The organism is Polaromonas sp. P1_E11, assembly GCF_056405995.1.
The window spans coordinates 336,223-349,831 of the sequence record NZ_JBFUBA010000002.1 but is presented as its reverse complement, the minus strand read 5'-3'; the positions used below and the strand labels follow the sequence as shown (position 1 = coordinate 349,831).

General features: G+C 61.8%; 13 protein-coding genes. 7 read left to right on the top strand and 6 right to left on the bottom strand.

Going from position 1 to position 13,609, the window contains the following annotated elements:
* Window positions 1–71: 71 nt before the first annotated feature.
* A complete protein-coding gene (locus tag AC1D11_RS09085) occupies window positions 72–1,145 on the bottom strand; it encodes an NAD(P)/FAD-dependent oxidoreductase (RefSeq protein WP_477647723.1) in 1,074 nt (357 codons plus the stop codon).
* Window positions 1,146–1,326: 181 nt separating this feature from the next.
* Complete coding sequence (locus tag AC1D11_RS09080) at window positions 1,327–2,289, bottom strand: LysR family transcriptional regulator (RefSeq protein WP_477647722.1); 963 nt, start codon at window positions 2,287–2,289, stop codon at window positions 1,327–1,329.
* 109 nt (window positions 2,290–2,398) lie between these two features.
* Between AC1D11_RS09080 and AC1D11_RS09075 the strand changes: the two genes are divergently transcribed.
* The 6 genes from AC1D11_RS09075 (at window position 2,399) to AC1D11_RS09050 (ending at window position 6,347) form a co-directional block, all read left to right on the top strand.
* Entirely contained in the window at window positions 2,399–3,100 is a 702-nt protein-coding gene (locus tag AC1D11_RS09075; protein ID WP_477647721.1) for a pirin family protein, read from the top strand.
* A 126-nt stretch (window positions 3,101–3,226) separates the two neighbouring features.
* Entirely contained in the window at window positions 3,227–3,622 is a 396-nt protein-coding gene (locus tag AC1D11_RS09070; RefSeq protein ID WP_477647720.1) for a DoxX family protein, read from the top strand.
* Window positions 3,623–3,718: 96 nt separating this feature from the next.
* Window positions 3,719–4,273 (top strand): flavodoxin family protein, encoded by a 555-nt coding sequence (locus AC1D11_RS09065; protein WP_477647719.1) that lies wholly within the window; start codon window positions 3,719–3,721, stop codon window positions 4,271–4,273.
* Between the two features lie 40 nt (window positions 4,274–4,313).
* Entirely contained in the window at window positions 4,314–4,721 is a 408-nt protein-coding gene (locus AC1D11_RS09060; protein WP_477647718.1) for an OsmC family protein, read from the top strand.
* On the top strand, window positions 4,718–5,602 hold the full coding sequence (locus AC1D11_RS09055; protein ID WP_477647717.1) for a pirin family protein: 885 nt from the start codon (window positions 4,718–4,720) through the stop codon (window positions 5,600–5,602). Before AC1D11_RS09060 ends, AC1D11_RS09055 begins: the two co-directional genes overlap by 4 nt.
* Before the next feature lie 49 nt (window positions 5,603–5,651).
* A complete protein-coding gene (locus AC1D11_RS09050; RefSeq protein WP_477647716.1) occupies window positions 5,652–6,347 on the top strand; it encodes a DUF599 domain-containing protein in 696 nt (231 codons plus the stop codon).
* A 14-nt stretch (window positions 6,348–6,361) separates the two neighbouring features.
* Here the strand turns inward: AC1D11_RS09050 and egtB are convergent, their stop codons facing one another.
* Both egtB and AC1D11_RS09040 read right to left on the bottom strand, forming a co-directional pair.
* Window positions 6,362–7,705, bottom strand: coding sequence for an ergothioneine biosynthesis protein EgtB (gene egtB, locus AC1D11_RS09045; RefSeq protein ID WP_477647715.1), 1,344 nt, complete (start codon window positions 7,703–7,705; stop codon window positions 6,362–6,364).
* Between the two features lie 100 nt (window positions 7,706–7,805).
* Complete coding sequence (locus tag AC1D11_RS09040; RefSeq protein ID WP_477647714.1) at window positions 7,806–8,612, bottom strand: sulfurtransferase; 807 nt, start codon at window positions 8,610–8,612, stop codon at window positions 7,806–7,808.
* 86 nt (window positions 8,613–8,698) lie between these two features.
* Here AC1D11_RS09040 and dnaE point away from each other — a divergent pair, with 86 nt between their 5' ends.
* Window positions 8,699–12,181, top strand: coding sequence for a DNA polymerase III subunit alpha (gene dnaE, locus AC1D11_RS09035; RefSeq protein WP_477647713.1), 3,483 nt, complete (start codon window positions 8,699–8,701; stop codon window positions 12,179–12,181).
* Window positions 12,182–12,253: 72 nt separating this feature from the next.
* Here the strand turns inward: dnaE and tolA are convergent, their stop codons facing one another.
* Window positions 12,254–13,144, bottom strand: coding sequence for a cell envelope integrity protein TolA (gene tolA, locus AC1D11_RS09030; RefSeq protein ID WP_477647712.1), 891 nt, complete (start codon window positions 13,142–13,144; stop codon window positions 12,254–12,256).
* 16 nt (window positions 13,145–13,160) lie between these two features.
* A complete protein-coding gene (locus tag AC1D11_RS09025) occupies window positions 13,161–13,601 on the bottom strand; it encodes a biopolymer transporter ExbD (protein WP_477647711.1) in 441 nt (146 codons plus the stop codon).
* Between the last annotated feature and the right edge of the window lie 8 nt (window positions 13,602–13,609).

Sequence of the window (13,609 nt, the reverse complement as noted above, 5' to 3'; positions counted from 1 at the left end):
CGCCGGGCCGCCCCAAGCAAGGCCAGCCCCCTCGGGGGGCAGCGCAGTACGCGAAGCGACAAGCGTGGGGGCTAACAAATTTCCAGGGCCATTTCAAGGCCCGAGACAAAGCCGTCTTCTACCCGGTGGCCCAGGCACCAGTCGCCGCACGCGCCAATGCGCGATTTGGCGTCCCAGGCGTGTGTTTTGCCCAGCGGTTGTTGCGTCTGGGCGTGGCGCCAGCGGTGCACCGCCGCGTGTGGCGGCTGGGCGCGGATGCCCGTCACTTCAGTGAAAGCCTTCAGCAGCTTGGCCTTGACGCGCTCGGCATCGTCTTCCAGGTGGCGTTCCGACCATTCCGGGCTGGCCTGCACGGTCCAGCGTTCAATCGGGCTGCGCCCGGGCTTGGACGATTCCCGCGCCAGCCAGGCAATGCGGTGGTGCGTGCTGCGCGCTGCATTCCAGTGGGGGCCCAGGTGCGCCATGGTGGGCTGCATCGCCTGCGGAAAAGCCAGCATCAGCGTCCAGCAGGGCGCAACGCTGACTTCCGACAGCTCGGCCACCAGGGGCTTGGCCTGCTGTGAACTGAGCAACAGGGCCTGCGCCTGCGAAGACGGCACCGCCAGAATGACGGTGTCAAAACCTGAATGCACGCGGCTGTCTGCGCCGGGCCCTTCGGTTTGCAATTGCCACTGGCTGGCGTGCAGCTTGTCGGGTTCGATCCGCATGACTTCGGTTTCCAGCGCGAGTTGGCCGGCGGCATCCAGGGGCTGGGCCCACAGCCGCACCAGTGCGTTCATGCCGGGTGAGGCGACCCAGTGGGCTTCCTTGGGCGGCAGCGCCGAGGCCACGACACGGCCGAGTTCGTCGAGGATGCGCACGGTGTTGGCGCTCCAGGGCCGGACCAGCCCGGTGGCGGTGGCCAGGGCCTTCTCAAAACGCGCGTCCCGCACGGTGAAATATTGCGTGCCGTGGTCAAAACCACCGAATTCGCTTTCGCGTGTGGCCATCCGGCCGCCGGCGCCCCGGCTTTTTTCAAACACGGTGACGCGGTGCCCGGCCTGCGCCAGAGTGCGGGCACAGGCAATGCCCGCAATGCCCGCGCCTATGACGGCAATGCGGCGCGGGGCCGCGGATTCAGGGGGGCGGATGGATTTTTTTGTCATGTCTTTGTACTTTGTGCGGTTTGACGAATGGGCGTGCTGCGGGTCATTCAAACGGTTTGCGGCGTCCCGGCGTATGTCATCACATCTCAACCATAAACGAAAACTTCAGGAAGCTGTTCTACGCACACACTCTACACGCAGCCGCAGCGCATGCGCGGATATTGCGCGTAACTACGGGTTTTCATGCAGACTGGTCACGCTCCAGCAGCGCTTTTCGCGTGGCGGGGTTCTCCAGTTGCTTGAGCCACCACTGCAGTGCCCGCCCGCCCTGGCCGTCCACGGCGCGCAACCACGCGTAACTCATGGGTACGAGGCGTGGGGCTCGCTGCATTTTTTTCTCGACCAGCCTGCCGGTGGCGACATGCGGACGCGCAAGGTATTCGGGCAAAAAGCCGCCACCCAGGCCCCGCAGCTGGGCTTGCAGTTTTTCCTGCATGCCCGGCACCGTAAAAATGTCCTGGCCACCGAGCAGGCCCACAGTGATGCCGCTGCCACGCTGCACGGAATCCGCCACGGCCACAGCGCGGTGGGGCATCAGCATCGCGTCCGTCACCGGTTCGGCGGCCTTTGCCAGCGGGTGATGGGGCGCCACGGCATAAATGAAATGAATGCTGCCCAGTGTCTTGTGCTGCACCGACGTGTTGACGGACGGTTCCATGGCCACCCCGATGGCCAGGTCTGCCTGGCCTGAGGTAAGCGCTTCCAGCGTGCCTGACAGCGCTTCTTCGCGAATCCGCAGGCGCGTGGGCGGGTTCAGGGCAAAAAAAGCTTCGCACAGCTCCATCACGGTGGTGCGTGAGATCACGCTGTCCACAGCCAGCGTGAGTTGCGGCTCCCAGCCGGTGGCGACGCGCTTGACACGATTGGCTACGGTGTCGAGTTCGGCCAGCAGGCGATTGCCTTCACGCAGCAGTTCCCTGCCGGCCTCGGTCAGTTTGGCCTGGCGTGATGACCGGTCAAACAGCAGCACGTCAAGGGCGTCTTCCACCTGGCGGATGCGGTAGGTGAGGGCGCTGGGAACCAGGCCCAGCTCGCGTGCCGCCGCTGCCATGCTGCCGGCCCGGTGCACCGCGCCAATCAGACTGATGCTCTCCGGGGTCAGGGCGTCGCGAATCCGGTTATTGCTCATTGAGGGAAATATCATTCAAATAATTTGAATGATGCCATCAAAACGCAGCAATGAAAAGCGGGGTGCCGGCGCCTACATTGGAGCCATTGCAACGCAGTTCAACGCACCTTGAAAGGAGCACCTCATGATGACTTTAAGAACATCCGGCGAACGCGGTTATGCCGACCACGGCTGGCTCAAATCTTTTCATTCCTTTTCGTTCGCCGGCTATTACGACCCGGCCCACATGGGTTTTGGCAACCTGCGTGTCATCAACGAAGACCGCATTGCCGCCGGCCGCGGCTTCGGCACCCATGGCCACAAGGACATGGAAATCATCAGTTATGTGCTGAGCGGTGAGCTGGCGCACAAGGACAGCATCGGCAACATCAAGGGCATCCCGCCCGGTGATGTGCAGCGCATGAGCGCGGGCACCGGTGTACAGCACAGCGAGTTCAACCACGCAGACGGCCAGACCACGCATTTCCTGCAGATCTGGATCGAGCCCAATGTGACCGGCATTCCGCCCAGCTACGAGCAAAAAACATTTGCCGATGCCGAAAAGCGCGGCACGTTGCGGCTGGTGGCTTCGCCCGACGGCAGCCAGGGCTCGGTGCTGATCCATGCCGATGCCAGGCTCTATGCAGGCCTCTTCGACGGCGCGGAAACCGCCACGCTGCCGCTCGACGCGAAGCGCAAGACCTATGTGTTCCTGATTCGCGGACAGCTTGAAGTCAACGGCCAGGTGCTGAAGGCCGGCGATGCCGCTGCGCTGCAGGCAGAAGGCACACTGCAACTGGGCCACGGCCAGGATGCCGAGGTGCTGGTGTTTGACCTGGCACCGTAACGCCCGGTCACATGCTGTAACCCATCACCCAGGTCAGGTACCGAATGCGTACAGTCGCATGGTGCTTGCCCAGAGTGTTTTTTTCCTCCATCATTTCCCCGTTTACTTTTTTCATAAGGACTCATCATGCTCAATTCCCTGCAAAACCCTCTGTCCCTGATCGGCCGCCTGCTGCTGGCCCTGCTGTTTGTGCCTGCCGGTTTTTCCAAGATTGCCGGCTTTGCGGGCACAGTGGGCTACATCTCGTCCAAGGGCGTGCCGCTGCCTGAAGTCGCAGCCGCCATTGCCATCGTGGTAGAGCTCGGCCTGGGCATCCTTTTGGCCGTGGGCTTCCAGACGCGTTGGGCCGCGCTGGCCATTGGCGTCTTCACGGTCGTCATCACCTGCATCTTCCACGCCTTCTGGACCGACCCCACGCAACAAATGATGTTCTTCAAGAACATGGCCATCGTCGGCGGCCTGTTCACCGTCGCGGCTTTCGGTGGCGGCGCCTGGAGCGTAGACGGCAAGACCAAGGGCTGACACATCAACAGGGCTGCAGCTTTGGGCATGAAGCCCTGCTGCAGCCTTTTTGTTTGCCTGCTTTAGATTTCAACCCTCTGCCGCGAAAGATACCGAATGTCCAAAGTTGTCGTGATTTACCACTCCGGCTACGGCCATACCCAGCGCATGGCGCAATCAGTCGCCGAGGGCGCGGGCGCTGAACTGGTGGCTATTGATGCCGAGGGCAACCTGCCCGAAGGCGGCTGGGAAACGCTCAATGCCGCCACGGCCATCATCATGGGATCACCCACCTACATGGGCAGCGTCAGCTGGCAGTTCAAGAAGTTTGCCGATGCTTCTTCCAAACCCTGGTACACCCAGGCCTGGAAAGACAAGCTTTTTGCCGGCTTCACCAACAGCGCAGCCATGAGCGGGGACAAGATGTCGACGCTGAATTACCTCTTTACTTTGGCCATGCAGCATGGCGGCATCTGGGTCAGCCAGGGCGTGTTGCCCAGCAACAGCAAGGCGGCGGTACGCAGCGATACCAACTACCTCGGCTCTTACAGCGGCGCTGTCGCACAATCGCCATCGGATGCAGGTGCCGGCGAAATGAATGCAGGGGACCTGGACAACGCCCGCAACTTCGGGCAGCGCGTGGCCGGTATCGCCGCGAGATTCGCTCTCTGAATCCGCTTTCTAAACCAGCTTTCTTTTTACAGGAATTGTCATGACCGTTGAACTCAGGCGCAACCCTCCGGCGGAGCTGGCCCAGCATCTGCAAATCCGCAGCCACGAGCTGATTACCGATGCTACGCTGGCAGAAGGCGGTGACGATGCCGGCCCCTCGCCCCATGACCTGTATGACGCGGCGCTCGGCGCGTGCAAGGCCGTGACGGTGATGTGGTACGCCCGGAAGAAGGGGATCCCTGTCGACGAAATAAAAACGCAGGTTGAGCGGGACGACTCCCAGGAACGCGCCGGCGTCTACAGGCTTGCCACCAAACTCCAGATCAAGGGTGCCTTGACGGACGCCCAATTGCAGGAATTGCACACCGTTGCCCAGAAATGCCCGGTGCACAAGCTCATGAGCACCGTCACGACGGAAATCACGACGGACGTGGAACGGCTGACATGAGCGCTGCACTGAAACTGACCGGGCATCACAAAGACCTTGGCGGCGGCTTCATGGTGCGCCGCCTGCTGCCTTCTGCGCAGCAGCAGTCTGTCGGCCCTTTCATTTTCTTTGACCACTTCGGCCCGGTGACCGAACAACCCGGTACCAACCATGACGTGCGGCCGCATCCGCATATCGGCCTGGCCACGGTCACTTACCTGTTCGAGGGCGCCATGATGCACCGCGACAGCATCGGCTCTGCCCAGCGCATAGAACCCGGTGCCATCAACTGGATGACGGCAGGGCGGGGCATTGTGCATTCGGAGCGCGCGCCTGACGACCTGCGTGACACCGCATATGTGAACCACGGCCTGCAGCTGTGGGCTGCCTTGCCCGCAGAGTTTGAAGAAACAGCGCCCGGTTTTTCACACACGCCTGCGGACAGCATTCCTGAAGTATCCGTGGACGGCGCGGTGGTACGCGTCCTGGTCGGTGAGGCATTCGGAAAAGTCTCGCCCGTCAAGACCTTCTCCAAGACCCTTTACCTGGATGTGGCGTTGGCGGCGGGCACGCCTTTCACGTTGCCGCCGCTGGCAGCGCAGATGGCGCTGTATGCGGTGGACGGCGACCTGCTGCTGGACGGCGATCCGTTGGCGATGCACACGCTGGCGACCCTCTTACCCGGCGCAGCAGTACAACTCAGCGCAAACACCCCGACGCGCCTGGTGGTGATCGGCGGCGATGCGCTGGATGCGCACCGCTTCATGTGGTGGAACTTTGTTTCCAGCCGCAAGGAACGCATCGTGCAGGCCGGTGAGGACTGGGCCGCCCAGGCCATGGGGCAGGTGCCCGGGGAGACTGAATTCATCCCGTTGCCTGAGCGGAAGTTCACTGCGGGCTGAGGCGCGGTCAAAGCTTTTCCAGGGAAAGCGCAGCGTTTAAGATCACGCGATGCAAATTTTCACCCTGCTTCCCTGGTCCGACTGGATGGCCATTGTCTGGTTCTTTGGCGGCTGGATGGGCTATGCATGGTTTGCCCGGCACTATGGGGTCAAGCGGTCTTCGCTGCTGCGCACCACCAACCGTTACCGGCACCATTGGCTGATACAGGCCACCTCGCGCGACCCACGCGTGATCGACGGCATCATCACGCAGAATCTTTCCAGCACGCCGGCGTTCTTTTCGTCCACCACCATCATCATCATTGGCGGATTGTTCGCGCTGCTGGGCACCACTGACAAGGCGGCTGAACTGGTGCGCGAAATACCGTTTGCCGTGCGCACCTCGGTGCTGATTTTTGACCTCAAGGTGCTGATGATGGTGGGTGTCTTTGTCTACGCCTTTTTCCGTTTCAGCTGGTCGATGCGCCAGTACACCTTTGTGGCCCTGCTCATTGGCTCGATGCCGTCGCCACAAGAGTTTGAGGTCGGTAAATTTGACCGCGAGGTCTTTGCCACGCGAGCCAGTCGCATGGTGGCTCTTGCTGCTGAAACCTTCAACGACGGCCTGCGCGGTTACTACTTCAGCTTTGCCATCATGGCCTGGTTTTTTTCCACGTTTGCGTTTGCGCTGGCCACAGCCGTGGTGGTGCTGATTTTGTACAACCGCGAATTCAACTCGGATGTGCTGGACGTGTTGCGCGAATAGCCTGACAGTGCTTCTCAGGGCCGGCCATCGGGCAGGTCACGCGCCAGGCGCAGGCCGCTGAATTGCCAGCGGGCATCAGGCGGGAAAAAATTGCGGTAGCTGGCGCGCATGTGGCTTTGCGGCGTGGCACACGAGCCGCCGCGCAGCACAAACTGGTTGCACATGAACTTGCCGTTGTATTCACCTACGAGGCCTTCCCAGGGCTTGTAGCCGGGGTAGGGGTTGTAATTGGACTGTGTCCATTCCCAGACGTCGCCGTACATCTGGGCCGGCAGCCCGTAGCTTTCCTCCTGCTGCGGCAGGGGGTGGTATGCCGCCTTTTCCACAAAATTGCCTTGCGGCATGGGGTTGGCCGGCACGCTGCGCGCTGCCAGCTCCCATTCAAACTCGGTCGGCAGGCGTGCGCCGGCCCAGCGTGCAAAGGCATCGGCTTCGAAGTAGCTGAGGTGGCAGGCCGGCGTATTCGGGTCTACATCAATCAGCCCTTGCAGCGTGAAGTGCTGGTAACTCCCTTCGCTGCCCTGCCAGTAAAAGGGCAGGCTGACGCCGTTCTCGGTCACCCAATCCCAGCCCATGGAAAGCCATAACTCCGGTCGCTGATAGCCCCTGTCGGCGATGAAGGCCATGAACTCGCCGTTGGTGGCGGGCCGGCTGGCCAGCTCGAAGGCCGCCACATACACCTTGTGGCGCGGCGTTTCGTTGTCGAAGGCAAACCCACCGTCGCGTCCCGCGTCAAAGCCGTGTTCCACCAGGCCCGCGTCGTGGCGCATCCAGTTCACCGGCTGCGGGTGTATGCCCGCCAGCGGCCAGCGGCTGGCATAGGCGGGACGTGCCGGATTGAAAGACAGCGCGTGTTTGATGTCTGTCAGCAGCAGTTCCTGGTGCTGTTGCTCGTGGTGCAGGCCAAGCGTGACCAGGCTGGCCAGCTCTTTTTGCTGCGCGGCGTCGGTGCCGGCTTCCACCTGTGCGATCACTTCCAGCATTCGCTGGTCGACCTGTGCACGGTAGGCCAGCACTTCGTCGAGGGAGGGGCGGCTGATCAGCCCGCGTTTGGGACGCGGGTATTTGTCGCCCACGCCGTTGTAGTAGCTGTTGAACAGTACGCGAAAGCTGGCGTCGAAGGGCTTGAATCCGGGCTCAAAGCGCTCCAGGATAAAGGTCTCGAGGAACCAGGTCAGGTGCGCCAAGTGCCATTTGGCGGGGCTCGCGTCCGGCATGGACTGCAGTTGGCAGTCCTCGGGGCTGAGTGGTTTGATCAAGGCCTCGGTCTGCTGGCGCACTGCGCTGAACCGCGCGGCCAGAGCGGATGGCAGAGATTGGGCGGAGGGGGAGCGCGAATGGAGTGATTCTTTAGGCATGGCGGCTACCGTGTGAATACCGTTTGAAAGGTGGTTGCGGCTGGCTGAACGATGAATCGCTTGGCGAGCAATTCAAAAAGCTTCGCACAGCGCTTCGGACTCAACTGTCAGACAAGACCCCGACTGCCGCGTGCCGGCGCCCGGTCGGGTTGGGGCCCGGCGATTTGGGCGTTGGGTTGACCTGGGGTTTGAGGGCTGGGTCCAAGGCGCGGCGCTCGTCAAAGACAAAACATTCACCGTCAAAATGCGCATGCCCGCTTTCTTCGAAGTACTTGAGGATGCCGCCTTCGAGCTGGAAAACGTTGTCAACACCGGCTTCTCGCATCAGGATCGCTGCTTTCTCGCAGCGGATGCCGCCGGTACAAAAACTTACGACAGTCTTGCCGTCAAGCTCTTGCCGGTGGTCCAGCAGGGCTTGGGGAAACTCTGTGAATTTACTGATGCGCCAGTCGATGGCATTTTGAAAGGTGCCGACATCCACTTCAAAGTCATTGCGCGTGTCCAGCGTGACCACCGGCCGGCCCGCGTCGTCATGGCCTGCGTCCAGCCAGCGCTTGAGTGTGGCGGCGTCCACCGCCGGTGCGCGGCCTGAGGCTGGCTGGATGGCGGGGTGGTTCATGCGGATGATTTCCGGCTTGACCTTGACCAGCAGCTTGCGAAACGGCTGGGCACTTGACCAGCTTTCCTTGGCTTGCAGGTCGCTGAAGCGGGCATCCTGTTTCAGCCATGCCAAAAAATCATGAATATCTGCCGCCGGGCCCGCCAGGAAGAGGTTGATTCCTTCTTCTGCCAGCAGTACGGTGCCTTTGATCGCGCGTTGCTGGAGCGCCTGTTCGATGCTGCCCCGCAGCATCGCGGGCTGCGCCAGCGTGACGAATTTGTAGGCTGCAATGTTCAGGATTTGCATGATCCGGTCGATTGTAGGCAGGCATGCAGGGCCTTGCACTGCGTCACGGCGCCTCAGCGGACAGCCTCGGCCCTAAAATGACCTGTATGTTTGTTCATTTGCGCCTTCACACCGAATTTTCAGTCGTCGACGGCACCAACCGCATCGATGAAGTTGTGGCCGCTGCGGCTGCCGACCACCAGCCGGCCCTGGCCATCACAGACCTCAGCAATCTGTTCGGAACCGTCAAGTTTTACAAGGAAACCCGGGGCGCAGGCGTCAAACCCCTCATTGGGGCCGATGTATGGGTGCAGGTGCCGGGCAAGGAAGCTGGGGCGCCCGCCGCGCGCCTTCTGCTGCTGGTGCAAAACCGCCAGGGCTACCTGAATCTGTCTGAGATCCTCACGCGCGCCTGGACCAAAAATGTGGTGCGCGACCAGGCGGTGGTCAAGCTCGAATGGCTGCAGGAACTCAATGAAGGCCTGATTGCGCTGTCGGGTGCGCAGGGTGGGGCTGTGGGCCAGGCGCTGCTGCAGGGCGACAGCGCCCGCGCCGTGGAATGTGCGCTGTACTTTGCGGGCCTCTTCCCGCACCGTTTTTACCTCGAACTGCAACGCGCCCAGCGTCCCGATGACGAACGCCATGTGGCGGCCGCCGTCCAGCTGGCGGCACGGCTCAAGCTGCCGGTGGTGGCGACCCACCCGGTGCAGTTCCTGACTTACGACGATTACGAGGCACATGAGGCCCGTGTGTGCATTTCGGAAGGCGAAATCCTGGGCAACACGCGCCGCGTGCGCAAGTTCACGCGGGAGCAGTACTTCAAGTCGGCCGCACAAATGGCGGTGCTTTTTGCCGATGTGCCCACCGCGCTGGCCAACACCGTGGAAATTGCCCGGCGCTGCAACCTCACTCTGGAGCTGGGCAAGCCCATGCTGCCCGACTACCCCACGCCGGAAGTCAATGGCGTGCGCATGCCGATCAACGAATACTTTCGCCACGCGTCGTTTGAAGGGCTGGAGGAACGCCTGGCGCACCTGTACCGCGACGTAGCCGTGCGCGACCAGAAGCGGCCTGCGTATGTGGAGCGCCTGGAGTTCGAGATCAACACCATCCTCAAGATGGGTTTCCCAGGCTACTTCCTGATCGTGGGCGACTTCATCAACTGGGCCAAGAACAACGGCTGCCCGGTGGGCCCGGGCCGGGGCTCCGGCGCCGGTTCGCTGGTGGCGTATTCACTCAAGATCACCGACCTGGACCCGCTGCAGTACAACCTGCTGTTCGAGCGCTTCCTGAATCCGGAACGGGTATCCATGCCCGACTTCGACATCGATTTTTGCCAGAGCAACCGCGACCGCGTGATCGATTACGTGAAAGACAAATACGGCAAGGAAGCCGTGAGCCAGATCGTGACCTTCGGCACCATGGCCGCGCGCGCCGCCATCCGCGACGTGGGCCGTGTGCTCGACTTCCCGTATGGCTTTTGCGACGGCATTTCCAAGCTGATTCCGAACAAGCCGGGTCAGCACATCACGATTGAACAGGCCAAGGAGCAGGAGCCCATCCTGGCCGAGCGCGAGCGCAAGGAAGAGGACGTGCAAACCCTGCTGGCGCTCGCACAAAAGCTCGAAGGCCTGACCCGCAACGTCGGCATGCATGCCGGTGGCGTGCTGATCGCTCCGAGCAAGCTGACCGATTTTTGCCCGCTTTATGCCCAGCCTGGCAGCGATTCCGCCGTGAGCCAGTTCGACAAGGACGACGTGGAAGCGATCGGCCTGGTCAAGTTCGACTTTTTGGGCCTGGCCACGCTGACCATCCTGGAAATCGCCCGGGAGTTCATCATCGCGCGCCACCCGGCGCAAAAAGACTTCAAGTTTGAAGACCTGCCGCTGAACGACCGAAAGGTCTACGAGTTGTTCGGCCGGGGCCAGACCGAAGCCGTATTCCAGTTTGAAAGTATCGGCATGCAGCGCATGCTGAAAGACGCGAAGCCAGACCGCCTCGAAGACCTGATTGCGATGAATGCGCTCTACCGGCCAGGGCCGATGGAGCTGATCCCGACCTACATCGCGCGCAAGCAGGGCAAGGAAGTGCCCGAATACCCGGACCCGCGCGTCAAGGCCATCCTCGAAGAGACCTACGGCATCATGGTCTACCAGGAGCAGGTGATGCAGACCGCGCAGATCCTGGGCGGCTACTCGCTGGGCGGTGCCGACTTGCTGCGCCGCGCCATGGGCAAGAAGAAAAAAGAAGAGATGGATGCCCAGCGCGAGATCTTCCGCAAGGGTGCGGGCGAGGGCGGCCTGAGCGAGGAGAAGGCCGACGAGGTTTTCGACCTGATGGAGAAATTCGCGGGCTACGGCTTCAACAAGTCGCACTCTGCCGCCTACGCGCTGCTGGCCTATCACACAGCCTGGCTGAAGGTGCACTACACCGCCGAATTCTTCGCCGCCAACATGACGGTGGAAATGGACGACACCGACAAGCTCAAGATCCTGTTCGGTGACGCGCAGAAGATGGGCATCCAGTTTGAGTCGCCCGACATCAACCGCGGCGACTACCGCTTCGAGCCGATCAGTGCCACATCGGTGCGCTACGGCCTGGGCGCAGTCAAGGGCACGGGCCAGCAGGCGATTGCCGCCATCGTGGCGGCGCGCAAGGAAGGCGGCCCGTTCACCTCGCTGTATGACTTTTGCGTGCGCGTGGACCGCAGCCGGCTCAACAAGCGAACGGTGGAGGCCCTCATCAAGGGCGGAGCTTTTGACAACCTTCAGCTCAACCGTGCGTCACTGCTGGCGTCGGTGGACCGTGCCTTTGAATTCGCCGCAGCGACCGAAGCCAATGCCAATCAGGGCGGGCTGTTCGACATGTCCGACTCGCACGCGGCCAGCACCCAGGAGCCGGCGCTGGTCGAGGCCATGCCTTTCGGTGTGAAGGCGCGGCTGGTACTGGAAAAAACGGCGATCGGGTTTTACCTCTCGGGCCACCTCTTTGACGAGGTGGAGACCGAAGTGCGCCAGTTTGCCAAGCGCAAGATTGAGGACCTGATCGATTCGCGCGAACCTCAGCTTCTGGCTGCCATTTTGAGCGACCTGCGCGTCATCAACGGCAACCGCGGCAAGCTGATCATTTTCAAGCTCGACGACAAGACCGACGTGCTTGAAGCCTCGGTGGACGAAACGACCTTCAACGCCAACCGTAACCTGCTCAAGGACGACGAACTGGTCATCGTGCAGGGCACGCTGCAAGGTGCGTCGGAGCGCTTCGGCCGCCGCTTCAAGGTCACGCAGGTCTGGGACCTGGAAACTGCCCGCTGCAAATTCGGCAAGTACCTGCGCGTTGCGGTCAACGGCACTGCGCCGGATATCTCCCGGCTGGTCAGGGACTTTCCGCCACGCCGCGAGATGTCAGACCAGGGAGAGTTGAGCCGTGGTCTGCCGGTGCGCTTGAGCCTTCGGCGCCAAGGCGAAGCCGGCGGCGTGACAGCGGAGCTTCATCTGGGAGAGGCGGCCAAATTCTTCCCCACCGATGCCGCACTGGCCAGCTGGATGGCGCAGGCCGACAAAGGGTTGGTGCAGATTGTTTATGAGTGAAACAGGCCTTTAGCCTAATAAGGCCGGGCGCAAGAAGCTATTGAATTGATAGCGGAGTGTTTGCGGTCAAGCCTAGTCCTTGGGTCTGAATTCCAGGATCATGGGTGTCGGGACACGTCCATCCACGTCGCGCGGCATGGTGCCCGTGCGGATGATGGCCTTGATCACCGCGTCGTCCCACGCCTTGTTGCCGCTGGATTTGACCAGGCGCTGGCTGATGACGGTGCCGTCCAGCGTGGTGCGCACTTCTACTTCGGCGGTCGGGTTGCCCGCAATGTCTTCGGTAAACACAATGTTAGGCACAACCTTGGCCCTGACCTTGCCGCCATAACTCGCTGAGGGGCCACCGGCTTTTTGCGCCGTACCTTTGGCGTCGGCGCCGCCGGTGGCACCGGCCTGGCCCATCATTCGCTTGAGGTTTTCGTCGCGCAGCTTTTTCGCTGCAGCGTCGGCCAGTTTTTGCTTCTCGTCGTCTTTCGCGTCCTGCTTCTTTGCCTCGGCTTTTTTCGCATCTTCAGCCGCCTTGCGCTTGGCCTGCTCTTCCTTGGCCTTCAGTTCTTTTTCTTTCTTTGCCAACTGCTCAGCCTTGAGCTTTTCCTGTTTCAGTTTCTGATTCTGGATTTCGGCCTCTTTTTGCTGCTGCAGCAGCTTGCGCTTTTTCTCCTGCTCCAGCGCAATGTCGACATTGGGCGCTGGTGGCGGTGTTCTCACCTCCGGTGTGGGGGACGCGGGTGGAGGCGGCGGTGGAGTGGGAGCTTCCACCAGTTTGGGCGCTGCCGCCTGCGGCACGCTGGACCAGATTTCGGCATCAAACGACACGGCCTTGTCGCTGTGTTTCCAGTTGATGCCCCAGGTCAGCGCGGCCATCAGCAGGATGTGGGCGAGCAGGGCCAGCCCGAACGCCCGCAACGACCCGCTGTCGCGGGGCGGTCCGAATTCGAGGCGGTCTGCGGCGCTGGGCATGGCGGGTTGCGGGCGGCTACTTGTTGCCGGTTTGCACCGATAGGCCCACGCGCGACACCCCGGCTTTTTGCAGGTTGTCCATGACCTGGACCACGGTTTCGTACTTGATCGATTTGTCGGCGCTGATGACCACGGGCACAGCTTCGGCGCCGGCGGCTTTCACGGCCGGCTCCAGCCGGGCGATGTCGCCTGCGACGTTGCGCACGTTGCTGGGCACGCTGTCGGCCTTGATCTTGATCTGCACGGTTTCATCCTTGCTGATCAGAATCTGCACCGGATTTTGCGGCTGGCTGGGCGCCTTGCCGACCTTGGGCAGCGCGATCATGCTGGGCGTGATGAGCGGCGCCGTCACCATGAAGATGATGAGCAGCACCAGCATGACGTCGATGAACGGCACCATGTTGATTTCGCTGATGGTGCGCCGGTTGCGGCCGCGGCGGGAATTGACTGCTGGCATGGCGGTCT